This is a genomic window from Bacillus cereus group sp. N11 (genome assembly GCF_016483605.1).
Taxonomy (GTDB): Bacteria; Bacillota; Bacilli; order Bacillales; family Bacillaceae_G; genus Bacillus_A; species Bacillus_A toyonensis.
In genome coordinates this window covers 71,914-96,660 of record NZ_JAEHBN010000012.1, presented here as the reverse complement: position 1 = coordinate 96,660, position 24,747 = coordinate 71,914, and the positions used below count along the sequence as shown (strand labels likewise).

The following is a 24,747-nucleotide window of genomic DNA, read 5'->3' as shown; positions in this document are numbered from 1 at the left end:
CCCTTTCTTTTTACTATAAAAAATGGAGGAAACGTCATGAAAGAATATAAAAGAATATTGTTACCGTTACAGAAAGAAAAATTATTAGTAATAGCAGCTGTATGTAGTGGATGCTTTGCTGCTATTTTAAACTTATCCCGTCCACTATTCATGGGGCTAATTGTAGATAACCTGATTCAGCGGGAGTTAAAAGCTACGTATGTATATATTGCATTGTTTGCGGGGAGCCGCTTGTTGATGTGGGTGAACAATCTTTCATTTGATTATGTAAGCTCAAAAGCGAGTCAACGAATATTGCGAAAGAAGCGTATAGATGTATTGCGTCATTTTTTCTTATTACCATTTGAAGAGAGTGAGAAGATTAAGCAAGGAGAGTTAGAGACGCTAGTTGTGTCTGATATTCCGAATTGGGTCAGATTATATGGTTCTATATTAATAGAATATATACACGCTATTGCGCAATTTATAGGTGCGTTCATAGCACTACAACATATAGATATGAAGTTTATATTGTGGGTAACTCCGTTTTTATTTTTTAGTGCAATGGTTCCGATGTTGATGGGGAAAAAGGTCAGGAATATCGCAAGCATCGCTCAAAACAATCAATCAAGTGTTGTAGAGATGGTGTCGCAGTTTGTAAAAGGCGTACAAGATTTACGTAGTTTGCAAAAAGAAAAGTGGGCCATTCGCTTATTTAAAGGAGTAACAGCACAATCCTATAAAACAGAAGTAAAGAAGACGATGATGCAACACTGTATTGGAGTAGTTGGAACAGTGATTGAAACAGGAGCATATATCGTTGTTCTCATTATAGGCGCGCAGAAAATAATGAAGGGGGAAATGGAGGTTGGTGCACTTGTTGCCGTGTTAGCTACAATTGAAATGCTCTTTTTTCCAGTTCGTTACGTTGGCGATTTATTAATGATGACACAAGTTGCAGCTGCTTCGGCAAATAGAGTTTTTTCTTTTTTAGATAAACGAGGGGCAGATAGTAAGGTAGAAAGAGCGATGGGGATGACGATAACAAATGTTTCATTTCAGGAAAGTGATGGAGAGAAATGCAGAATTCATAATATTGATTTGCAAATTCACCCTGGTGAACTCGTTATTATTGTGGGAGAAAGTGGCGCAGGAAAGACGACGCTTTTAAAATTAATGACAGGTTTGTATAAACCATCTAACGGTAGCATTGTTTATTATGGTAATGAGGCTCGTATGACTACAGTGTGGCAAGAACCTCGTTTCTTTCGGACGACAGTAAAAGAGAATGTGCATTTCGGAGAAGAGTATTTAGAAAATCAATTAGAAAAAAATATTGAACTTGTAAATGTGAAACCGATTATTAGAGATTTATCAGAAGGGATTGAAACTGAACTACATAAAAGCGGTGTAGAATTTTCTGGAGGGGAAAGAAAACGTCTTGCATTATTACGTGCCATTGTTTCAAATCCGAATCTTATTATTTTAGATGAACCAACCGCGGGATTAGATCCGAGAAATCAAGAAACTGTTTGGAATATGATAGAAGGATTAGGAAGAAAGGTCACGAGAATTGTGGCAACACATGATGTCGAGAGGGCGATGATAGCGGATTGGGTTGTTGTCATGAATAATGGAATTGTTGTGGAATGTGGGGATCCTAGAGAGTTATTAACATATAAGTCATTTTTCAAAAAGATGTTAATAAAAAGATAAGAGCGATATAATGCTCTTATCTTTATTCATTCTTATTAAGTTGATACGTATAAGGCTCAGTATCGTTAGTACTAAACTCTTTCATTAGAGTCCGTTGGTTTGTATCTGGATTATATTTGAAAATTTTGACCGTATGTTCGCTACTTAGAGATGAATTATATTCTTGAATGGCAAATGTATTTTCAGCAATCTGTGTCATATTACTGGTCGAAACATTTTCTATAGAATCATGATTTGTAGAAATTTCAACGACTCTTTCACCATTGAAAAATACAAGAACAATTACCAAAACAACTAAACATATTCGTATATAACGAAGTTCTTTACTTATAGGATGTTCTCCCAAAATAATCATCCCTCCTATAACTATTGTATAGTAGTGGTGGTAGTCGTCGTGAAGAAACTAAGAACACCAAGGCCGGCTAATAGGATAAATGAGATAAGAGCGATATAGAGACAAATAAGTCCCACTTGCTTTTTTTCAGGATCTTTACTGAAGAGCGAGATAATCCAAGTGATAATGCCAATTGGGGAAAATATAAAACTAAGAATATATAATAGTATTTTTTCAAGTAAATTCATAAAAATATCCTCCTTTTTGACATTTCTATATGTGCCGTTTTCTTCTTATTACTGCTGCCGTTATGTAGGAAAGTACAGAATAAACAGCACTAAAAACAATCCAAGCATCAAAGCTTTGTAAAGCTAGGTGTATGTCAAATTCAGAGACGGTAATGAAAAATATAATAGGGACAGTAAAAGAAATAATAATAGCAGCCCATTTAAATTTATATAGCAAGCTGCTAAAACAAATACATAGTAATGGTAAAGTGAAAAAAATGAAAGTGAAAGGGTTGATAAGCAATTGTAAAATATATATCACCTCGCATTTTTTGTATATATTTCTAATTATATGATAAAAAGGTAAATATTTCATGTATATTACAAATATTCCGATTATTTTGACTGTGAATATTTCCAAGCTCGTCCGTATAAGCTAAAATAAGGTATATAGTATTTTGATGAATTTGTTAAAAGTACATAAACACGTTAGGGTGATATAAAATGTGGCGGAAGCTTACGATTATTGTAGTGTTACTTTGTTTAGCGGGATATGCAGCTTATGAACAGTTCGGTAATAAAGATCAGGCGGTACAAGGGAAGCAAGAAAAAAGTGAAGCTGCTATGAAAGAGATGATTGCAAGTAATGGTATTGAAGTAGGAAAGAGTGCACCAAACTTTGAATTAACTAAGTTAGATGGAACGAATGTAAAGCTATCGGATTTAAAAGGAAAGAAAGTTATTTTAAATTTTTGGGCAACGTGGTGTGGGCCTTGTCAGCAAGAAATGCCTGATATGGAGGCTTTCTATAAAGAACATAAAGAAAACGTAGAAATTTTAGCAATAAATTATACGCCTTCAGAAAAAGGTGGGGGAGAAGAAAAAGTAAGCAATTTTGCTAAGGAAAAAGGGATTACTTTTCCTATTTTATTGGACAAGAACATTGATGTGACAACAGCTTATAAAGTAATTACGATCCCAACTTCGTATTTTATAGATACGAAAGGCGTCATTCAGGATAAGTTCATTGGACCGATGACGCAAAAAGAGATGGAAAAACGAATTGCTAAATTAAAATAACGGTGAAAAGGTAGAGGTGGAGAGTTCCCATTTCTGCCTTTTCTTTTTCAAGTAGTCATAACTTCATGATATGATGTAAGAAATATAAACGTTTAGAGATAAAGGAGTGTATGGAGTGGGGAATGTATCCTTACCGTTAGATTATGTTGTAATTGATTTTGAAACAACAGGATTTAACCCTTATAATGATAAAATTATTCAAGTTGCAGCTGTGAAATATCGTAATCATGAACTGGTAGATCAATTTGTTTCATACGTGAATCCAGAGCGTCAGATTCCGAGCCGAATTACGAGTTTAACAGGTATTACAAATTATCGTGTTTCAGATGCACCCACGATTGAAGAAGTTTTACCTTTATTTTTAGCATTTTTACATAAAAATGTTATTGTGGCTCATAATGCTTCTTTTGACATGCGCTTTTTGAAAAGTAATGTAAATATGCTTGGGTTTCCTGAACCTAAAAATAAGGTGATTGACACTGTGTTTTTAGCAAAAAAATATATGAAGCACGCACCTAATCATAAACTTGAGACGTTAAAGCGAATGCTTGGAATTCGTCTAAGTTCTCATAATGCATTTGACGACTGTATTACGTGTGCAGCTGTTTATCAAAAATGTACATCTATTGAAGAAAAAGGGAAACGAAAAGTAAATAAGGCTGTGCTTGATGAAACTGCGGTATACGAAGCGGTGAAAGAAATACTTGTCCGCAATAAACGCAATGTAGAATGGCTGCGTTGTATGAACGTAGGAAGTTATTTAGATATAAAAGCTTTTTATCCAGTTATGAGATTAAAAGTAAAAGGACGAAAGAAATACGTATTAACAGAAATAGTAGAAGATGATGTGAAAGAAATATGTACGAGCTTAATATGTGAACCTGCTCTAAAAAGTGAAGTTGGTAATACAAGAGTTATGCTTAATAGCTTAGCGGATGTCTTGAAATTAGAAAGTTATATTTTAGAACAGTATGATTTTGTATTACAAGCACTTGATACGTATAGAGAAAATGAAACGAATGCAGATGAGAAGCTCAAAGAGTATTTAAATGTTATGGTATAAAAAACGCTATGTACAAATTATTGTACATAGCGTTTTTTTTAGGAGTACTAAAACATAAAATTTTCTTGCAAATCTGATTAAAGAGTTTTTTGTTTGCTCATACTATGTAGTAAGAATGAGAAAGAGAGAGGGTGAACAGCATGAGAAGAAGTCGCCGCAAATCGTTTGAAGAACTTGTAAATGAAAATAAACAACAATTATTAAGCGATCGTGATGCAATTGATCGCATTGAAGAGCGTATTGAGAAACGTTATGAAATGAAACTTTTTAAGCAAGCTGAATAATTCTTAACACTAGTACGATACTAGTGTTAAGGAGGCGATAGTAATGGGTAATCCGAAAAAGAATTCAAAAGATTTTGCACCGAATCATATTGGAACGCAATCGAAAAAAGCTGGTGGCAATAAAGGAAAACAAATGCAAGACCAAACTGGTAAACAACCGATTGTTGATAACGGTTAAAAGGAGAATGTTATCATTCTTCTTTTTTATGAGGGAATGAAAGACGTTTTGTAACAGTAATATGAAAAAAGGGCTGACAAAAGTCAGCCCTTTTTTGTAATCGTAAAGTTTTCAACGAGTAAACGCCAATTTTGCGGGAATGGTAAACCAATCTTCCAATAACTAATACCACCGATGCCCTGTTCTTTCATTAAATTAAATTTACTTTGTACGGACCGTGAATCTTCAAACCAAACTTCGTGTTGTACGCCGTTTTCGTCAAAGTAATTGAAATGAGGAGCTTGAGCCGTGAAATCATAGCGGATAGGAACATTATATTTACGAGCTAGTGCAACAGCTGCAACAGAGCTGATTGCTTTTGCGGGTGGATTTCCTTGTTTGAACGGAAGTTTCCAATCGAAACCGTATAAATTTTGCCCCATCATAATTTTTTGTGGTGGCATTTGAGATTTCGCATATTGAAGTACTTCTTTCACAGGACCAATAGGAGAAATCGCCATCGGTGGCCCGCCTTGCCAACCCCAGTCGTATGTCATAATGACGACGAAATCAACAATTTGTCCTTGTGCTTTATAATCGTGAGCCTCAAAAAATTTCCCTTTTTGATTGGAACTTGTTTTGGGTACAAGCGTTGTACTTAATGTGTACCCGCTAGGTAAGCGTGTTTTCACATTTCGTAAAAAGCGATTGTATGCCTCGCGGTCTTCGGGTGCCACACTCTCGAAATCGAAATGAATGTCTCGCATGCCATATTTTTCAGCTGTTTGCAAAATGTTAGTAATAAACTTGTTTTGGATTGTTGCATCGCGTAAAATAACCGATGTCAGATCGGCACTGAAATTTCCATTTTCAATATTTGTAATAACGAGCATAGGGATGGTTTTACCTTGCGTTGCAATATTAGCGATTTTCGCTGTTTCCGTTGGTTCTTTTAAAGTGCCGTCTCTTTTTGCTTCAAAGCTGAAGTAGGCTAAATATGTTAAAAATGGATTAATAGCACGTGTAGCATTTACTAAACTTTCTTTTATCGGTATTGTTGAAGGTTGTAAATAAGCGATGGATTCTACTGCTCGTTTTGTACCTTTTGGTATATATAATTGTTGTCCGACATGGAGAATAGATTTTAATGAAAGATTATTAACTTTAGCTAAGCTAGCGAGAGGAACGTTATACGTTTGAGAAATTCGATATAAGCTGTCACCAGGCTGTACATAATAATTATTTCCTTTTGTATTAACGATAAGTGCCTGACCAACAACGAGTGTTTCAGCAGGATTTAGTCCATTGTCTTTTACAATTTCTTCAGGTGTAGATCCGTACTTTGATGCTAAACCATAAACACTATCACCGCTACGAACAGTTACAATTTGGATCATGTGTTTGCCCCTTTCGGTAAAAGATTCACTGTTTTTATTTTATTTTTGATTCCACTGTATTATGATTAAATGTATGCAAGGTAGCAGAAGTGAAAGAAGGCGAATAGAAATGTTTGTAGCAGAATATGAAGTTGAAATCCGCTATGCGGAAACAGACCAGATGGGTGTTGTTTACCATTCAAACTATTTAGTGTGGCTGGAACTTGGGCGCACGAAACTTATACAAGAATTAGGATTTTCATATGTTGAAATGGAGAAAGAGGGAATTATTTCTCCTGTATTAGATTTGCAAATTTCATATCGTAAAGCGATGCGTTACGGAGAAAAAGCAATTGTGAAAACGTGGATTGATACTGTGAGCCCGCTTCGTGTTGTATATGGTTATGAAATATATAACGGTGATGGTGAGCTTTGCATTACTGCAAGTACGACGAATATTTGTGCGAAAAAAGAAGGGTTCCGCCCTGTATCATTTAAAAAATTATATCCTGAGTGGTATGCGAAATATGAGGAAATTAAAAAGAAATAAAAAAAGCGTGGCAGAAGCCACGCTTTTTTTACTTCTCATAATTAAATTGAGGGAAATCATCACCGTCGTTAAGTGTAACAGATAAATTATGTCCATCGAAGAACCACTCATCATCGCCTTCAATAAAGAAGTTAATACCTTCTTCTTGAGTTTGAACAGCAGGATGTGCAGGGTCATCTTTACGAATACCTAAAGAAAGTCCTTTTTGCACAGTACTGCAACCGCCGTATTGTACGAAAAGGCGTAGTGTTTCACCTGATTGTAAGTTTAATTCGTTTTTATACCATTGTGCTGCTTCTTTTGTTACGGAAAGATTCATGTATAGTTCCTCCAAATTATGTTGCTTTTTCTTTAGTATAAAAAATAACGCAAAAAGACGCTATTAATATGCTTCACGTTTTCTTTTTGCGTTATGTGGGTTACAACCTTATTTTTGCTTTTTTGAGAAGTTTGCTTTCGGTTCGGTTTTATTTATAATTCGTCCGATATTTGCACGGTGTTTATAAATAACCATACCTGCTAATAAACACATCGCAATAATGAAGATTTTATCCCCGCTAACAATGGATGCAATAACAGCAACGACAGCTGTTACCATAGAAGAAAGTGATACGTATCTTGTTGTAAATAAAAGGGTGAAAAATACAACAGCTAATATTGCAAAAACAACTGGTGAGTAGCATAATAGCACCCCGGCAGAAGTTGCAACTGCTTTACCACCACGGAATTTTGCAAAAATCGGATATACATGTCCAAGAACAGCTGCTAATCCGAACCATAGTGGGTGAATATCTAATCCGAAAATTATCGGTAGACCTGTTGCTAATGTCCCTTTTAAAATGTCAGCAATTGTAACGGTAAAACCTGCTTTTTTCCCTAATGTGCGGAATGTATTTGTTCCGCCTAAATTACCGCTTCCGTGCTCACGAATGTCGATTCCATAGCCGATTTTTCCAACGACTAATGCAAATGGAATCGAGCCAAGTAAGTAGGCAACGATAAATAAAAGATATGTAGTAACCATAAGTTCAGTCTCCTTTATTCAAATGTGTTGATAAAGGGTAAAAAGAGTTTTTCCCGTTTATTGTACCATACATTTGTAAAGAGCACATTTCTTTTTTGTAAATGAAAAATTCATTATTTCGTGAAAAAAAATTCACAGGAATGTTACATTTCTCACAGAAACAACAAGACTATATGTTGTAACATTTTAATCAAAAGATAACAACATATTGATGGAGGGTTATAAATGTTACAACGAAATACACGTGGAGAAGAATTAATGAAAGTGTTTGGGACAATTGTCCACGGCAATGAACAAGATTTAATGCAAGAGAATGCAAATGTAGATGGGCGCTCTCCGATGGGAGTAATGGGAACGTTCGCATCTGAGAGTGCAAAATATTATGCAGTTGAAAATTTATTGTCAGACCAAGTGAAAAAAGCGATAAATGAAAATATATTATATCCACATGATTTAGATTTTTATGCGACAGGAACGACGACTTGTTCGCAAATTCCGTTAGCACAAATGCTTGCTAACGGTTTTCATACTGGACATGGACATATGAGACAACCGCAAGACATTAAAAGTGCGTTGGCACTTTCGTCTATTATTTTTCAAGCGAATCAAAATATGCAGCACGGTGGTCAATCGTTTGCACTCTTTGATATTGATTTAGCTCCCTATGTGAGAAAAACCGTACTGAGACATAAAAAGCGACTACAATCATATCCGCTTACGAAAGAACAAATTGAGGAATTCGCATGGAAAGAAACAGAAAGCGATACGTATCAGGCGTGTGAAGCTTTCGTTCATAATTCAAATAGTATGCATAGTAGGGGCGGGGGACAAGTACCGTTTATTTCTATTAATTACGGAACAGACACATCGAGAGAGGGAAGGCTTTTAATTAAACAGCTGTTAAAAGCAACGCAAGCTGGACTTGGAAAAGGAGAAACACCGATTTTCCCTATTCAAATTTTTAAAATGAAAAAAGGTGTAAACTTTGAAGAATGTGACCCGAACTATGATTTGTTTGAATTAGCACTAGAGACGACAGCAGAGCGATTATTCCCTAATTTTTCATTTTTAGATGCGTCGTTTAATGCAGTGCACTATGATGGACGACCTGAAAGTGAAGTATGTTACATGGGATGTCGCACTCGTGTTATGTCTAATATACATGGAGAAGAAACGGCAATAGGAAGAGGTAATTTGTCGTTTACTTCTATTAATTTAGTGAAATTAGGGCTAATTAGTGGATCGAAAGAAGCGTTTTTTGAAGCGCTAAATTATTACTTGGATTTAGGAATTAAGCAATTATTAGAGAGATTCGCGTATCAATGTACGAAGCGAGCGAGAGATTTTCGATTTTTATATTCACAAGGTGTATGGCGTGGCGGAGAAACATTACAGCCTGAAGATTCTGTAGCACCTATTTTAAAGCAAGGGACGTTAAGTATTGGTTTTATCGGTCTTGCGGAATGTTTAGTAGCTTTAACAGGAAAGCATCATGGGGAAGATGAAGAGTCATGGAAACTTGGATATGAAATTATTTCCTTTATGAGGGAGAGAATGGATAAGGCGACGGAAGAACATCAACTGAATTTCTCAATAATTGCAACTCCTGCAGAAGGTTTATCAGGGAAGTTTGTGAAAAAAGATAGAGAGGAATTTGGTGAGATTAGCGGTATAACGAACAATAATTACTATACGAATTCATTCCATATTCCAGTTTATTATAACATTCAAGCGATAAATAAAATCCGTTTAGAAGGACCTTTTCATGCTCTATGTAATGGGGGGCATATTACGTATATTGAATTAGACGGAGCAGCGATGCATAATCAAAAGGCGTTAAAACAAATTGTACAAGCGATGGCAGAGCATGGCGTTGGGTACGGTTCAATTAATCATCCTGTTGATCGTTGTACATGCTGCAGCTATCACGGAGTTATTGGAAATGAATGTCCAAGCTGCGGAAATGAAGACGAGGCCAATATAGAAAGAATTCGCCGTATAACTGGCTATCTTGTGGGAGATATGTCGAAGTGGAATAGTGCGAAACGTAGCGAAGAGATGGATCGGGTGAAGCATAAATGAAAGTGATGAATATCATTCATGATAGTGTAGTAGATGGAGAAGGGTTGCGGACAGTCGTGTTTTTTGCGGGCTGTCCGCATCGTTGTTTCGGGTGTCATAACCCGAAATCTTGGAATATTTGCAATGGAACTGAAATGACGGTAGAAGAAGTTGTGAAAGAGATTGCAAGTAATCCATTAACTGATGTAACATTTTCAGGTGGAGATCCGTTTTTTCAAGCTGTTGAAGTGAAAAAAGTAGCAAAAGCCGTGAAAGATTTGAAAAAAAATCTATGGATGTATACAGGTTATACGTTAGAAGAGATACAGAGTTCTCAAAATAATGATATGATAGAGTTGTTACACTATGGGGATGTTTTAGTCGATGGAAGATTTGAAATCGAGAAAAGAGATTTAACACTTCCATTTCGCGGAAGCTCCAATCAATGTATTATTCGATTGAAAGAGTAAAAAGGCGGGATAGATTATATGAATAAAACAGTATTACTTGTTGAAGACGAAAGAAGATTACGTGAAATTGTTAGTGATTATTTTCGTAATGAAGGCTTTGAAGTAATCGAAGCAGAAGATGGAAAAAAAGCGCTAGAGTTATTTGCAGAGCATGAAATTGATTTAATTATGTTAGATATTATGTTACCAGAAATAGATGGATGGTCTGTTTGTAGACGAATTAGAAAAGAATCAGCAGTACCAATTATTATGCTAACAGCACGTTCGGATGAGGATGATACATTGCTAGGTTTCGAATTAGGTGCAGACGAGTATGTAACGAAACCATTTAGCCCGAAAGTGTTAGTAGCTCGCGCGAAGACGTTATTGAAACGTGCGGATGGTGCGGTAGGAGTAGCGGAAGAAAATGCTATGTCTTTAGCTGGAATAGAAGTGAATCGTCTATCTAGAACTGTTTTAGTAGATGGAGAAGAAATTATATTGACGCATAAAGAATTTGAACTTCTCGTTTATTTAATGGAGAACAAAGGAATTGTGTTGTCACGTCAACATTTATTAGATCAGTTATGGGGATATGATTACTACGGTGATGACCGAACGGTTGATACGCATATTAAAAAATTGCGAAATAAGCTAGGAGATAAAGCGAAGCATATCGGTACTGTTATTCGAGTTGGTTATAAATTCGAAGAATAATCTGGAATGAATTGTGCACTTTAGCCCGGGAATTTAGCAATTTTATATCCTCTTTTTGAAGGTAGAATGTTCAAAAAATAATTTTCTTGTCTACAATGGTAGATAGGAGTATTTTTTTAATTGGATTTCACGATGAGTTCACAAGAAGGACACAAAACGTGACTATACTGAAAATACGAATTCACCAGAGAGGGGAAATAAAAAATGGGATATTACGACGGACCAAATTTGAATGAAGAGCATAGTGAAACGAGAGAAGTGAAAAAATCAGGAAGTAAAAAAGGTTATTTCTTCACAGGTTTAGTGGGAGCTGTAGTCGGGGCGGTTTCGATTAGTTTTGCAGCACCTTATATGCCATGGGTGCAAAATAATGGAGCGGCAGTTTCATCATTCAATTCTAATAAACAAGTAGAAGGTACTGTAGTTCCTGTTGTCAATAAATCAAAAAACGAAACTGATTTGCCAGGTATGGTTGAAGGTGCGAAAGATGTTGTTGTAGGTGTTATTAATATGCAACAAAGTGTCGATCCATTTGCAATGCAACCGACAGGTCAAGAACAACAAGCTGGTTCAGGATCAGGTGTTATTTATAAAAAAGCAGGAAATAAAGCATATATCGTAACGAACAACCACGTAGTAGATGGAGCGAATAAACTTGCTGTGAAACTAAGTGATGGAAAGCAAGTTGATGCAAAATTAGTTGGTAAGGATCCTTGGTTAGACTTAGCTGTTGTTGAAATTGACGGATCTAATGTAAATAAAGTTGCAAGTCTAGGTGACTCCAGTAAACTTCGTGCTGGTGAAAAAGCGATTGCAATCGGAAACCCACTTGGATTTGATGGCAGTGTAACGGAAGGTATAATCAGTAGTAAAGAACGCGAAATTCCAGTTGATATTGATGGGGACAAACGCCCAGATTGGCAAGCACAAGTTATTCAAACAGATGCAGCGATTAACCCTGGCAATAGTGGTGGTGCATTATTTAACCAAAACGGTGAAGTAATCGGTATTAACTCGAGTAAAATTGCGCAGCAAGAAGTTGAAGGAATCGGATTTGCAATTCCGATTAATATTGCAAAACCAGTCATCGAATCGCTTGAAAAAGATGGAGTAGTGAAACGTCCAGCGCTTGGAGTAGGTGTCGTTTCATTAGAAGATGTGCAAACATATGCAGTAAATCAGCTGAAAGTGCCAAAAGAAGTCACAAATGGCGTTGTATTAGGTAAAATCTATCCAATATCACCGGCAGAAAAAGCAGGTTTAGAGCAATATGATCTTGTAGTAGCATTAGATAATCAAAAGGTAGAGAATGCTCTTCAATTCCGTAAATATTTATATGAAAAGAAAAAAGTTGGCGAGAAAGTAGAAGTTACATTCTATCGCAATGGTCAAAAAATGACGAAATCAGCTACGTTAGCAGATAATTCAGCTACTAAGAATCAATAATCGGAATAAAAGAAAGTCTCTTTCATGTTGAAAGAGACTTTCTTTATCGGATATACTAAAGGAATAGGAGGGACTAATTATGACAATTGAAAACCCAACTCGTACGGAAATTGGTGAAGTATTGAAGAAAAGTAAAACGATTGCGGTTGTTGGATTATCAGATAAACCAGAACGTACATCGTATATGGTTTCAAAAGCGATGCAAGATGCAGGGTACCGCATTATACCGGTAAATCCAACAGTTGATGAAGTACTTGGAGAAAAGGCAGTTCCTTCACTGGCGGATATTAAAGAACATGTTGATATCGTAAACGTATTCCGCCGTTCAGAATTTTTAATGGGTGTTGCGAAAGAGTTTGTAGAGATTGATGCAGATGTTTTTTGGGCACAACTAGGAGTACAAGATGAAGATACATATAAACTTTTAAAAGAAAAAGACTATACTGTAATAATGGACCGTTGTATTAAAGTAGAACATGCGATGACAAAATAGTATAGATTTTAAAGATAGAAAGATTGATTCAGCCCTCGTTATAGATAAGTAGGGCCGATGAACGAGGTGTTCATCATGAGATTTTTTAAAGGCTGTTTTTGGGGATTGTTACTTGTTATCCCGTTTTGGATATTGATCATTTGGATCATGATAAAGGTTTGGAATGTGTAATCTTGGAATACATATCCATTTCTCGTTGACAAACGATTATTTTTCTGAAATAGTAGCCTAGAGGAATCCTTGTGAAAAAACAAGGATTTTTCTATTGAAAATGGTATATAAAAGAGATAAGATAACTTGCCAAAACTATAGTCGAGGCGTTATTCTATAATAGAAACATATGTTCTGATTTGATTAGGAAAGGGGCAAGGAGTTTGGCGAAGCATCAGTTCCAATACAATGAAGATGCAATTCAAGTGTTAGAAGGACTTGAAGCCGTTCGAAAACGCCCGGGTATGTATATCGGGAGTACGGATAGCCGTGGATTGCATCATTTAGTATATGAAATAGTAGATAACTCCGTTGACGAAGCGTTAGCGGGATTTGGCGACGAAATTTCTGTCGTAATACATAAAGATAATAGTATTAGCGTTATTGATAAAGGGCGAGGAATGCCTACGGGAATGCATAAACTTGGGAAACCTACACCTGAAGTTATTTTAACTGTACTTCATGCAGGTGGTAAGTTTGGTCAAGGTGGCTATAAAACGAGTGGTGGTTTACATGGTGTTGGGGCATCAGTTGTAAACGCCTTGTCAGAATGGTTAGTAGTAACAATTAAACGTGATGGTAACATTTATGAACAACGCTTTGAAAATGGTGGCGTTCCTGCAACGACGTTAGAAAAAATCGGGAAAACAAAAGAGTCTGGTACGACAATGCACTTCAAACCAGATACAACGATTTTCAGTACGACAAATTACAATTATGAAACATTATGTGAGAGATTACGTGAATCTGCATTCTTATTAAAAGGAATGAAAATCTCGATAAAAGACGAACGTAATGATTTAGAAGATATATTTCATTATGAAACAGGAATTGAAGCTTTCGTTTCATACTTAAACGAAGAAAAAGATTCAATTCATCCAGTTGTATATTTCACTGGTGAACAAAACGGGATTGAAGCAGAACTAGCATTCCAGTTTAATGATGGTTACTCAGAAAATATTCTTTCGTTTGTAAACAACGTACGTACAAAAGATGGTGGAACACACGAAGCTGGATTTAAAACAGCGATGACACGTGTGTTTAATGAGTATGCTCGTAAAGTTTCATTATTAAAAGAAAAAGATAAAAACTTAGAAGGTACAGATATTCGTGAAGGTGTAGCGGCTATCGTTTCTGTACGTGTACCAGAAGAAGTACTGCAGTTTGAAGGACAAACAAAAGGGAAACTTGGTACAAGTGAAGCCCGTTCTTCTATTGATGCAATTGTATCAGAGCATTTAGCTTACTTTTTAGAAGAAAACCCGGATGTAGCTACACTTCTTGTGAGAAAGGCAGTTAAAGCAGCGCAAGCACGTGAGGCTGCTCGTAAAGCGAGAGAAGAAGCACGTAGTGGTAAGAAAAAGAAAAAATCAGAAGGTACTTTAAGCGGGAAGTTAACACCTGCACAATCACGTAACCCTCAAAAAAACGAATTGTATTTAGTAGAGGGTGACTCGGCCGGCGGTTCAGCAAAGCAAGGGCGAGATCGTCGTTTTCAAGCGGTACTACCATTGCGTGGTAAAGTAATTAACACGGAGAAAGCAAAGCTTGCTGATATTTTTAAGAATGAAGAGATTAATACAATTATTTATGCAATTGGCGGCGGTGTAGGAAATGAATTCGCTGTTGAAGATATTAACTACGATAAAGTTGTTATTATGACCGATGCAGATACGGATGGAGCTCATATTCAAGTATTGTTATTAACTTTCTTCTACAGATATATGAAACCACTTATCGAAGCTGGTAAAGTATTTATTGCACTTCCACCTTTATATAAAGTAAGTAAAGGGAAAGGGAAAAGTGAAGTAATTGAATATGCATGGTCTGATGAAGAATTAGATGGTGTAACGAAAAAGGTCGGTAAAGGTTATATGTTGCAGCGCTATAAAGGACTTGGTGAAATGAATGCAGATCAGTTATGGGAAACGACGATGAACCCTGAAACGCGTACATTAATCCGAGTGAAAATTGATGATGCAGCAAGAGCAGAGCGCCGTGTAACTACATTAATGGGCGATAAAGTAGAACCGCGCCGTAAATGGATTGAGCGTAATGTACAATTTGGTATGCAAGAAGAAGGAAATATTTTAGAAAACGAAATGATTATGGAGACGGAGGTGGAATAACATGCAGGCAGAGAAGTTTCATGACCTCCCGCTTGAAGACGTGTTAGGTGACCGCTTTGCACGTTATAGTAAATATATAATCCAAGACCGCGCGCTTCCAGATGCGCGTGACGGTTTAAAGCCAGTACAAAGACGTATATTATATTCTATGTATGTAGAAGGAAACGTACATGATAAAGCGTTTCGTAAATCAGCTAAAACAGTTGGTAACGTTATTGGTAATTACCATCCACATGGTGATTCTTCTGTATATGAGGCGATGGTACGTTTAAGTCAAACTTGGAAAGTACGTAATGTTTTAGTTGAAATGCATGGTAATAATGGTAGTGTTGATGGTGATCCAGCAGCGGCAATGCGTTATACAGAAGCTCGTTTATCACCAATCGCATCTGAATTATTACGTGATCTTGATAAAGAAACAGTTGAATTCGTGTCAAACTTTGATGATACGAGTGAAGAACCGGTTGTATTACCAGCAGCGTTCCCGAATTTATTAGTAAACGGATCTACAGGAATTTCCGCTGGTTATGCAACAGAAATTCCTCCGCATCATCTTGGAGAAGTTATTGACGCTACAATGATGCGTATTGATAAGCCAAATAGTACTGTTGATGATTTATTAACAGTTATGAAAGGACCAGATTTCCCAACAGGCGGTATTATTCAAGGGATTGATGGTATTAAAAAGGCGTATGAAACAGGAAAAGGTAAAATTATTATTCGCGGAAAAGCAGAAATTGAAACAGTGCGCGGTGGGAAACAACAAATTGTAATCACTGAAATTCCTTACGAAGTGAATAAGGCAAACCTTGTAAAGAAAATGGATGAATTACGTCTAGATAAAAAGTTAGATGGCATTGCTGAAGTACGTGATGAGACAGATCGTACTGGTTTACGAATCGTTGTTGAATTAAAGAAAGAAGTAAACGCCGAAGGTATTTTAAATTATTTATATAAAAATACAGATTTACAAATTCCATATAACTTTAATATGGTAGCGATCAATAAACGCCGTCCAACACTTATGACATTACCGAAAATTTTGGATGCTTATATTGGACATCAAAAAGAGGTTATTACGAGACGTTCGCAATATGAATTAAGAAAAGCAGAAAATCGTCAACATATTGTAGAAGGTTTAAAGAAAGCATTATCGATTTTAGACCAAGTAATCGAGACAATTCGAGCTTCAAAAGATAAACGTAATGCGAAAGATAATTTAAGTGCAAAATTTGGCTTTACAGAAGCACAAGCAGAAGCAATTGTATCCTTGCAATTATATCGCTTAACGAATACAGACATTACGGCGTTACAAGAAGAAGCCGATGAGCTTAATAAGAAAATTCTAGAGCTACAGTCAATTTTACAAAGTGAAAAAAGATTACTTCAAGTCATTAAAACTGATTTGAAGAGAGTGAAGAAAACATATAGTGATGATCGTCGCGCTATTATTGAAGAACAAATTGAAGAAATTAAAATAGACGTAGAAGTGATGATTCCACAAGAAGATGTCATCGTTACTGTAACGAAAGAAGGATATGTGAAACGTACTGGATGGCGCTCACATAATGCATCAAACGGCAAAGACTTCGGTATGAAAGAGGGTGACATCTTACTTGAACGATTCGATACGAATACGACTGAAACAGTTCTTTTATTCACAAGTAAAGGAAACTATATATATCTTCCAGTATACGAAATGCCAGATATTCGTTGGAAAGATTTAGGTCAGCACGTTGCAAATATCGTTTCACTTGACCGAGATGAAACAATCATTTGGGCAACGGTTGTACCGAACTTTGAGGAAGAAAAACGATTTATCGTATTTGTAACGCGAAATGGTATGATAAAGAAAACAGAATTAAATCAATATAAAGTTCAGCGTTATTCAAGGGCATTCGTTGCTGTAAACTTGAAAAAAGATGATGAAGTTGTTGATATATTTGCGACAGATGGAACGAGTGATATCGTTCTTGCGACACATGGTGCATATGCACTGATTTTCCATGAAGATGAAGTAAGTCCAGTTGGTGTAAGAGCTGCTGGTGTAAAAGCGATTAATTTAAAAGAAGATGACTATGTCGCTTCTGGTAAACCGTTAAATGGTGACAAAGATCAACTTATTCTCGTAACGCAACGCGGTGCTATAAAGCGTTTAAAAGCATCAGAAATTGAAAAGTCAACGAGAGCGAAGCGAGGTCTTGTTATTTTCAAAGAGTTAAAACGTAATCCATACCGTATTGTAGGTATTGAAATTGTACGAGACGATGAACTAGTTTACATGAAGACAGAGAAAAATATTGTAGAAGAGGTTGATCCGAAAGCGTATCGAAACAAAGACCGGTATAGTAATGGTAGTTTAGTACTAGATGTTAATGATACTGGTGAAGTAGTAGAAACGTGGACGAAGAAAAGACCGGAATAAAGGAAGCATCTTGCTATGAATAATAGCGAGATGCTTTTTTCTAAGCGAATTATTATGTATATGAAAATAATCTTGTTATAATAGTGAAATGAAATCGTTCTCATAAAGTGAAACTTTAATCAGTGGGGGGCTTTATTCCCTACTGATTATTAGTTGAACTAATCGGGCTTTTACGGACAGTAAGGCCCTCACCTAACTTCTTAGTTTTCGCTGAATTTTGAGGAGGGATCTTACTGTCCGTTAGTGCGGGATAATTGGAGGGGCAACATGAAAAAAATAGGTGTAGGGATTGTAGGATTTGGATTTTCTAGTACAACATTTCACATCCCGCTATTACAAACGATAGAAGAATATGATATTCGAGCTATTTTATCTTCAAAAGAAGAAGTAGTGAAACAAACTTTACCAAATGCTGCTGTTGTTGACACGATTGATGAATTAGTAAAGCGATCTGATATTGAACTAGTTGTCATTACTTCACCGAATACAACTCATTTTCTATATGTAAAAGAAGCGATTTTACATGGTAAGCATGTTGTAGTGGAAAAACCATTTGTTGTTTCAATTGAAGAAGGGGAAGAACTTATCTCATTAGCAAAGCAGCATAATGTGATGTTAAGTGTATATCATAATCGTCGTTTTGATAATGATTTCCTAACAATTAAGAAATTGTTAGAAGAAAATAGAATAGGAAATGTATACGCATATGAAGCGCATTTTGATCGTTTCCGTCCACATGTACGCGATCGATGGAGAGAAAAGAATTTACCAGGTTCAGGTATATTATATGATTTAGGATCGCATTTAATTGACCAAGCGCTATCATTATTCGGAAAACCAGATGCGATAAGCGCAGATGTAATAAAACAAAGGCCAGGTGCGGAGATTGATGACTATTTCCACGTAGTACTTCATTATGGAGTTAAGCGTGTCATTTTACGTAGTAGCAGTTACGTGAAACAAGCAGGACCGCATTTTACATTACATGGGGACAAAGGTTCTATCGTGAAATACGGTATGGATTCGCAGGAAGAACAATTAAAAAATGGAATGAAGCCAGGCGATATAGGTTATGGAGTAGATGCTGAAGAGAATTTTGCTACTTTAGAAACAGAAGAAACTTTAAATCGTATTTCAACAGAAGTCGGTTGCTATGACATGTACTATAAAGGTGTAAGAGATAGTATATTAAATGGTGAGAAACTACCTGTAACAGCGCAAGATGGTTTAAATGTTATTAAACTAATTCAATTAGCGGTTGAAAGTAGTGAAACGGGTAGAGTCATTTCGGTAAAATAAAAAAGACACGAATTTCGTGTCTTTTTTATTTTGTTGGAACAGAAAGGCCGTAAAAGAACATCGTAACGATATCTTGTATATGTTTTTCTCGATCTCCTTCAAGAAGCTGTGCCCCGAAATCATCACCTAACTTAGTAAACATTTGAATGTAAAGTAACATCATTTCTTTCGTAAGGTGTGGATTAATTTCGTTTTTGCGCTGAGCTCGTTCTAATATTTCTAAATACCAGGGAAGGATTTTTTCATTTTGATAACTATAAATAAACTTACGGAGTTCTTCGTCCCTTTGCATCATTTGTAGTAACATATCAGGTTGAAATAACCCGCCAGTATTCATTTTTCTTACAATCATTTTTTGCATCATATCATGAAAAGGTAATTTTTCTTCTTCAAGCCCTTTATAATATTGAAATTCAGATATGATAAATTCTTGTATAAGCTCCCTAAATAACGCATCTTTACTTCCGAAATGATTATAAATTGTAACTTGAGAAACGTTTGCTTCTTTTGCAATATGTTCTATTTTTACTTCATTAAATCCACGTTCTGAAAATAATACGAAGGCCGCCTCTTTAATGGCGCGTTTTTTCTTTTCTTTCACTTTTTCAAAGCCGTTCAATGTAATCACCTCACTTAAAATATACAAGAAAAAATAATGGAAAACAATATTTTTGAAATATGGACTAATGAATATTTCAAAAAGTTGTTGCGAATATGAAAGATGAGGAGTACAATGATTTTGAAATATCATATATTAAATATTTCAAAAAATGAGGTGGACTTATGATTTCAGTTCAAGATGTTACAAAACAGTTTTCGAATGGAAAAGGTTTGTTTCATATTACATTTGATGTAAAAGAGGGAGAAGTATTTGGTTATTTAGGACCGAATGGTGCCGGAAAATCAACGACAATTCGTAATTTAATGGGATTTATAAAACCGACAGCTGGTAAAGCGACAATTTTTGGATTAGATTGTTGGAATGAAGCAGCGAAAATTCAAAGGGAAGTTGGTTATTTACCGGGTGAAATTTCTTTTATTGAAGGAATGAACGGATTAGAGTTTTTAAAATTAATGCAAGGAATGCGTGGATTAAAGGATACGAAAAGACGAGATGAACTGATAGATCGTCTGCAATTTGATGTGAAAACACCGATTCGCAAAATGTCTAAAGGAATGAAGCAAAAAGTAGGGATAGTCGCTGCATTTATGCACGATCCAGAGGTGTTAATTTTAGATGAACCAACATCTGGACTTGATCCACTGATGCAGCAAGTATTTATAGAACTAATAGTAGAGGAAAAACAAAGAGGAAAAACGATTCTTATGTCTTCACATATTTTTACTGAAATTGAGAGAACTTGTGACAGAGTAGCTATTATTAAAGATGGTCGACTCGTAACAGTTGAAAATATTCATGATTTACAAAGTATGAGACGACAGGTAATAGATGTAACTGTATCATCGCAAGAAGAAATTGAATCTCTTACAAAGTGTAATTTGCAATTTGAAGCGGTAAAAGGCAGAGAGGCATCTATTATTGTACAAGGAAACTATCAAACTGTTTTACAAACACTTTCAAACTATAATGTAACGGCACTTCAAACGAGAGCGATGGATTTAGAACATTTATTTATGCATTATTACGATAAGAAAGAAGGGGTAACGCATGAATAAGCAATTGTTTTTAGCTAGTTTGAAAGAAACACAAAAAAGTATTTTTAGTTATGCGATTGGTGCGGCTCTCTATTTATGGTTATTAATTTGGATATTCCCATCAATGGTATCAGCGAAAGGGTTAAATGAATTAATAAGTGCTATGCCTGATAGTGTGAAAAAAATTGTTGGTATGGAAAGTCCGATTCAAAACGTAATGGATTTTTTAGCTGGGGAGTATTACAGTCTATTGTTTATTATCATTTTAACAATTTTTTGCGTAACAGTTGCGACACATTTAATTGCGCGTCATGTAGATAAAGGAGCGATGGCATACTTGCTAGCAACGCCTGTATCCAGAGTGAAAATTGCCATTACGCAAGCTATTGTTCTCATATTGGGGCTACTTATCATTGTAATTGTCACGTATGTAGCAGGTATAGTAGGAGCAGAATGGTTTTTAAAAGATAATAATTTAAATAAAGAATTATTTTTGAAGATTAATGTAGTCGGAGGGCTCATATTTTTAGTCGTTAGTGCGTATTCATTTTTCTTTTCTTGTATATGTAATGATGAAAGAAAGGCACTTAGTTATTCAGCAAGTTTAACTATATTATTTTTCGTACTAGATATGGTAGGGAAATTAAGTGATAAGTTAGAGTGGATGAAAAGCCTATCTTTATTTACGCTGTTTCGTCCGAAAGAAATTGCTGAAGGAACATATAATATATGGCCGGTAAGTTTAGGTTTAACCGTTGGGGCAGTTTGCATCTTTTTGTTAGCAATAGTTATGTTTAGAAAGAGAGATTTACCGTTATAAAGTAGCAAGTCCACTGTGAAAGTGGACTTTTTTGTTTGTAAATTTGAACCGATATGTTCATTGTGTGCCACCATAAAAAGGATATTTATCTTTTTATTTACAAAAATATTCAAAAAAATGAACCTTTTTATAGGCTACGCAGTCTAATACGTGTAAAGTTAAATTTGAAGTGAGGATGAAACAGGAGGAGCAATTGTGAAAGTAATCCCTTTATATAAAATGATTGTAAAAGAAGAAACGGATGTTTCCTTAGCGAAAAAAGGTGATCATGAAGCCTTTATGGCGCTTATACATACGGAGAAAGTGAAGATGTATCGCATTGCAAAGGCGATGTTACATGATGAGACAAACATAGAGGATGCGATACAGACAACAATTTTAAAAGCTTATGAAAATATAAAAAAACTAAAAAAAGAAGCGTTTTTTCAAACTTGGTTAATTCGAATTTTAATAAATGAGTGTAACAATATAATTAAGTCATATAAAAAACTAATTATAATCGAGGATCATGATAGTAGTATGGTAGCGTTCGACCGATATAAAGATATTGATCTTTGTAATGCCATTCAGTCTTTAACGGAAGAATTAAGAGCTGTAACTGTACTTTATTATTATGAAGATATGAATCAAGAGAGTATTGCGTCCCTTTTAGAAATTCCAAAAGGGACGGTTAAGTCAAGGTTGTCACGTGCAAGGGAACTATTAGAAGAGCGATTAAGGATGGAATAGGGGGTGTATAGAATGGATAGTGAAAAATCATTTGATGAGAAATTAAAAAAGAGAATAAAAGATGAAAATGTTATTTTACCGCCAAAGTTAAATGGAAAGATTAATGATACACTGCGTAATCTTCCAGTAAAAAAGAAGAGTTACAGAGTTCATATGATGGTAATTAGTGCCGCGGTTCTAGCGCTTTCTATTGTTTCTATGTCTGAATTTTCTATACAAAGCTTTGCACAAAATGGTGGAGTATTTGAATATGTGAAGAAAAAGGCGTTTTCTGATTATGAAAATGAAGAAGAAATAAAATTGAATGTAAATTATCCAGATAAGGAAAAAATTCATATAAAGATGTTGGATTCAATTGATCATTTTAAAAATATTTCAGGACAATTTGAGGAATATTCTAGCTCTACAAGAATGGCTACAACATACAAGTATGCGATTGATACGGAGAAACAAAGAGGCATTGCATCTCAAGAAGATAAACGATTGAAAAAAAGAACGATTATATATAACGAGGGTAGAAAAAAAGAGTTTGATGATGAGAACTATACATATAAAGAGACAAAATGGAGCCCAGAGGAAAGAAATAATGAACTATTAAAACTAAATCCTACGGAAAGATTGTTGAGAAAATCAGGTGAGAGGAAACGGTATGATGGCGAATATGTGGGATTGGCTAAGCATAGTATTCAATCAGAATTCGCAGATTTGTTAATTCGATATAAAGATTGGAATTATAAAGAAACGAAATATCTAGGACTCGATTGTTACAAAATTGAAGGGGTAATTAATATAGAGATGCCTATTAGCGCCTCTGAAGATGTAAGAGGGAAATTTGAAATGGTTGTGGAGAAAAACACAGGGGTTATGTTAAAGTTTCTTAGTTTTCATGAAGGTATGATTCAATATTCAGTTACTACCGAATGGATACAAATAGATAAAGGGCTGAAAGAAAGTATGTTTCAAAAGGATAGCACGAAATATGAAAAAATGAAAAATATATTGGATGAATAGAAACAGGAGGAGAATAAATGGGGAATCATTCGTCTTCAAGAGAAGCGAAAAATAAGCGGAAATATAAAAAGACAACGATAATAAGTTTACTACTAGGAGTATTACTATTTGGCGGGGTTGGATATGGCACCTATGTATATATAAAAACTTCTAATCTTGTACAAAAATCTAATTTGAATTTAGCGCGTGGTGAAAAATCAAATTTACGTGAGAAAGCAGTAAAACCAATTGCAAACAATGTTTCACTTTTAATTATGGGCATTGATGAAAATCAAGAACGTCAAAAGGAGTATAGTGGTGCATTTCATACAGATGCGTTATTGCTGGCAACTTTTAATAAAGATGATAAGACAGTGAAATTAACAAGTATACCACGTGATACGTATACATATGTCCCGATTGAAAAGAAAAAGGATAAAATAACGCATGCATATGGAAGAGGGCTTGTTAAAAATGGTAAAGATGGAGGGCCACAAGCATCTGTTGAAGCAGTAGAAAAATTGTTACAAGTCCCCGTTGATTATTTTGTGAAGTTTAATTTTAGCTCATTTATTAAAATTGTTGATGGATTAGATGGTATTGAAATAGATGTCCCAGTTGAATTTACAGAACAAAATAGTAAAGATGAACCTGATGCGATTCATTTGAAAAAAGGACTACAAAAATTAACGGGAGAAGAAGCACTTGCGCTGGCAAGAACGCGTCATATTGACAGTGATGCAATGAGAGGGCAACGTCAACAACTTGTTATTGAAGCGATGTTAAATAAATTAAAAAGCGCAGGTTCGATTACAAAACTAGAGAAAATGGTTGAGGCGGTTGATGGTGATTTTAAAACAAATTTAGCCATGGATGATATTTTATCTTTTTATAAATATGGTTTAAATGGTTCAGTTGAAAAGACTCAATTAGCTGGTGATGATCTTTATTTACCTAATGGCCCAAATGGACAACGTGTCTATTACTATAATCCTAATAAAAAAGACCTACAAAGTTTGAGTGATACTCTTAGAACACATCTAGGATTAAGTGCGAAGCAGATTGAGGAGAATTAAAGCAGACGAAATGTCTGCTTTTTTATTAGCATCTATTCTATCTGTAATGAATGTTATCTCATTAGAAGGGTTAGCGCTACTACTTGGGGGAGATCGTTTCATGTCAGAAGCACGTGCTATCGTTAATTTAATTGGTAACGGTATTGCGACTGTAGTTGTTGCAAAAAGTGAAAATGAGTTTGATGATGAGAAGTATAAGAGAGTGGTAGAGGAAATGAAAAGAGAAAAAATTGCCGGGTAAAAAAAGTCAGTTTAGCTGACTTTTTTATTTTTGTAGAAAAGATGTTTTTAGATATATGCATTATTTATTAGCAATAATTAACAAGTATTCAAGCGGTAAATGAGATGAAAGTGATTAAATCAACGAATGTGTATAAATGAGAAATAAGGTTTGAACAACATATGGCATTTTTATGAATATTACTGTAAAAAAATAATTTTTTAAAAATTTTCAATA

At 35.3% G+C, this 24,747-nt stretch carries 25 protein-coding genes and 1 pseudogene; 20 read left to right on the top strand and 6 right to left on the bottom strand.

Translation table 11 applies throughout. The features are described 5' to 3' along the window. The first annotated feature begins 36 nt into the window (after positions 1 to 36). Positions 37 to 1,695 carry an ABC transporter ATP-binding protein gene (locus tag JDS98_RS19690; RefSeq protein WP_199634227.1) on the top strand — a complete coding sequence of 553 codons (1,659 nt, stop codon included), beginning with the start codon at positions 37 to 39 and terminating at the stop codon, positions 1,693 to 1,695. A 22-nt stretch (positions 1,696 to 1,717) separates the two neighbouring features. On the opposite strand, the gene JDS98_RS19685 is transcribed toward JDS98_RS19690, so the two are convergent. Together JDS98_RS19685 and JDS98_RS19680 are read right to left on the bottom strand one after the other, a co-directional pair. Then, positions 1,718 to 2,050 (bottom strand): YmzC family protein, encoded by a 333-nt coding sequence (locus JDS98_RS19685; protein ID WP_199634226.1) that lies wholly within the window; start codon positions 2,048 to 2,050, stop codon positions 1,718 to 1,720. Between the two features lie 11 nt (positions 2,051 to 2,061). Then, on the bottom strand, positions 2,062 to 2,277 hold the full coding sequence (locus JDS98_RS19680) for a hypothetical protein (protein ID WP_097958413.1): 216 nt from the start codon (positions 2,275 to 2,277) through the stop codon (positions 2,062 to 2,064). A 483-nt stretch (positions 2,278 to 2,760) separates the two neighbouring features. Here JDS98_RS19680 and JDS98_RS19675 point away from each other — a divergent pair, with 483 nt between their 5' ends. The 4 genes from JDS98_RS19675 (at position 2,761) to sspN (ending at position 4,861) form a co-directional block, all read left to right on the top strand. Further along, positions 2,761 to 3,336: a redoxin domain-containing protein gene (locus JDS98_RS19675; protein ID WP_000269081.1), complete on the top strand. Its 576-nt coding sequence runs from the start codon at positions 2,761 to 2,763 to the stop codon at positions 3,334 to 3,336. A 115-nt stretch (positions 3,337 to 3,451) separates the two neighbouring features. Beyond that, a complete protein-coding gene (locus JDS98_RS19670; RefSeq protein ID WP_098711103.1) occupies positions 3,452 to 4,399 on the top strand; it encodes a 3'-5' exonuclease in 948 nt (315 codons plus the stop codon). 140 nt (positions 4,400 to 4,539) lie between these two features. Next, entirely contained in the window at positions 4,540 to 4,683 is a 144-nt protein-coding gene (locus JDS98_RS19665; protein ID WP_001254699.1) for an FbpB family small basic protein, read from the top strand. A gap of 43 nt (positions 4,684 to 4,726) precedes the next feature. Next, the gene (sspN, locus tag JDS98_RS19660) at positions 4,727 to 4,861 is read left to right on the top strand and encodes an acid-soluble spore protein SspN (RefSeq protein WP_000527987.1); all 135 of its coding nucleotides are present in this window, start codon (positions 4,727 to 4,729) and stop codon (positions 4,859 to 4,861) included. Positions 4,862 to 4,944: 83 nt separating this feature from the next. On the opposite strand, the gene JDS98_RS19655 is transcribed toward sspN, so the two are convergent. After that, a complete protein-coding gene (locus JDS98_RS19655; RefSeq protein ID WP_000614830.1) occupies positions 4,945 to 6,237 on the bottom strand; it encodes a glycoside hydrolase family 18 protein in 1,293 nt (430 codons plus the stop codon). A 109-nt stretch (positions 6,238 to 6,346) separates the two neighbouring features. Between JDS98_RS19655 and JDS98_RS19650 the strand changes: the two genes are divergently transcribed. Then, entirely contained in the window at positions 6,347 to 6,766 is a 420-nt protein-coding gene (locus JDS98_RS19650; protein WP_000495823.1) for an acyl-CoA thioesterase, read from the top strand. Positions 6,767 to 6,794: 28 nt separating this feature from the next. On the opposite strand, the gene JDS98_RS19645 is transcribed toward JDS98_RS19650, so the two are convergent. Both JDS98_RS19645 and plsY read right to left on the bottom strand, forming a co-directional pair. Then, positions 6,795 to 7,085: a HesB/YadR/YfhF family protein gene (locus JDS98_RS19645; protein WP_001054451.1), complete on the bottom strand. Its 291-nt coding sequence runs from the start codon at positions 7,083 to 7,085 to the stop codon at positions 6,795 to 6,797. 108 nt (positions 7,086 to 7,193) lie between these two features. Beyond that, positions 7,194 to 7,790, bottom strand: coding sequence for a glycerol-3-phosphate 1-O-acyltransferase PlsY (plsY, locus tag JDS98_RS19640; protein ID WP_000258971.1), 597 nt, complete (start codon positions 7,788 to 7,790; stop codon positions 7,194 to 7,196). Positions 7,791 to 8,015: 225 nt separating this feature from the next. Between plsY and JDS98_RS19635 the strand changes: the two genes are divergently transcribed. From JDS98_RS19635 to JDS98_RS19600, 8 genes are all read left to right on the top strand, one after another. After that, positions 8,016 to 9,872, top strand: coding sequence for an anaerobic ribonucleoside triphosphate reductase (locus JDS98_RS19635; protein ID WP_199634225.1), 1,857 nt, complete (start codon positions 8,016 to 8,018; stop codon positions 9,870 to 9,872). Next, positions 9,869 to 10,321 carry an anaerobic ribonucleoside-triphosphate reductase activating protein gene (gene nrdG, locus JDS98_RS19630; RefSeq protein WP_097854488.1) on the top strand — a complete coding sequence of 151 codons (453 nt, stop codon included), beginning with the start codon at positions 9,869 to 9,871 and terminating at the stop codon, positions 10,319 to 10,321. Before JDS98_RS19635 ends, nrdG begins: the two co-directional genes overlap by 4 nt. An 18-nt stretch (positions 10,322 to 10,339) precedes the next feature. Then, positions 10,340 to 11,017, top strand: coding sequence for a response regulator transcription factor (locus JDS98_RS19625; RefSeq protein ID WP_001044679.1), 678 nt, complete (start codon positions 10,340 to 10,342; stop codon positions 11,015 to 11,017). A 204-nt stretch (positions 11,018 to 11,221) separates the two neighbouring features. Then, a complete protein-coding gene (locus JDS98_RS19620; protein WP_000542629.1) occupies positions 11,222 to 12,463 on the top strand; it encodes a S1C family serine protease in 1,242 nt (413 codons plus the stop codon). 79 nt (positions 12,464 to 12,542) lie between these two features. Continuing rightward, a complete protein-coding gene (locus tag JDS98_RS19615) occupies positions 12,543 to 12,956 on the top strand; it encodes a CoA-binding protein (protein WP_000151385.1) in 414 nt (137 codons plus the stop codon). Between the two features lie 374 nt (positions 12,957 to 13,330). Next, the gene (gene parE / locus JDS98_RS19610; RefSeq protein WP_001062195.1) at positions 13,331 to 15,295 is read left to right on the top strand and encodes a DNA topoisomerase IV subunit B; all 1,965 of its coding nucleotides are present in this window, start codon (positions 13,331 to 13,333) and stop codon (positions 15,293 to 15,295) included. 1 nt (position 15,296) lies between these two features. Continuing rightward, a complete protein-coding gene (gene parC / locus JDS98_RS19605; protein WP_097958409.1) occupies positions 15,297 to 17,720 on the top strand; it encodes a DNA topoisomerase IV subunit A in 2,424 nt (807 codons plus the stop codon). A gap of 267 nt (positions 17,721 to 17,987) precedes the next feature. After that, positions 17,988 to 19,019, top strand: coding sequence for an oxidoreductase (locus JDS98_RS19600; RefSeq protein ID WP_097958408.1), 1,032 nt, complete (start codon positions 17,988 to 17,990; stop codon positions 19,017 to 19,019). A gap of 25 nt (positions 19,020 to 19,044) precedes the next feature. Here JDS98_RS19600 and JDS98_RS19595 read toward each other — a convergent pair whose 3' ends face one another. Next, complete coding sequence (locus tag JDS98_RS19595; protein ID WP_242480986.1) at positions 19,045 to 19,638, bottom strand: TetR/AcrR family transcriptional regulator; 594 nt, start codon at positions 19,636 to 19,638, stop codon at positions 19,045 to 19,047. A 164-nt stretch (positions 19,639 to 19,802) separates the two neighbouring features. Here JDS98_RS19595 and JDS98_RS19590 point away from each other — a divergent pair, with 164 nt between their 5' ends. From JDS98_RS19590 to JDS98_RS19565, 6 genes and pseudogenes are all read left to right on the top strand, one after another. Then, a complete protein-coding gene (locus JDS98_RS19590) occupies positions 19,803 to 20,696 on the top strand; it encodes an ABC transporter ATP-binding protein (RefSeq protein WP_070173608.1) in 894 nt (297 codons plus the stop codon). Next, positions 20,689 to 21,495 (top strand): ABC transporter permease subunit, encoded by an 807-nt coding sequence (locus tag JDS98_RS19585; protein ID WP_097958406.1) that lies wholly within the window; start codon positions 20,689 to 20,691, stop codon positions 21,493 to 21,495. Before JDS98_RS19590 ends, JDS98_RS19585 begins: the two co-directional genes overlap by 8 nt. A gap of 195 nt (positions 21,496 to 21,690) precedes the next feature. Further along, positions 21,691 to 22,224: an RNA polymerase sigma factor gene (locus JDS98_RS19580; protein WP_199634224.1), complete on the top strand. Its 534-nt coding sequence runs from the start codon at positions 21,691 to 21,693 to the stop codon at positions 22,222 to 22,224. Positions 22,225 to 22,236: 12 nt separating this feature from the next. Beyond that, positions 22,237 to 23,235: an anti-sigma factor gene (locus tag JDS98_RS19575; RefSeq protein ID WP_199634223.1), complete on the top strand. Its 999-nt coding sequence runs from the start codon at positions 22,237 to 22,239 to the stop codon at positions 23,233 to 23,235. Between the two features lie 17 nt (positions 23,236 to 23,252). After that, positions 23,253 to 24,290 carry an LCP family protein gene (locus JDS98_RS19570; protein ID WP_199634222.1) on the top strand — a complete coding sequence of 346 codons (1,038 nt, stop codon included), beginning with the start codon at positions 23,253 to 23,255 and terminating at the stop codon, positions 24,288 to 24,290. 22 nt (positions 24,291 to 24,312) lie between these two features. After that, positions 24,313 to 24,531, top strand: a pseudogene (locus tag JDS98_RS19565) (C4-dicarboxylate ABC transporter); the annotation flags it as partial. Positions 24,532 to 24,747: the final 216 nt, after the last annotated feature.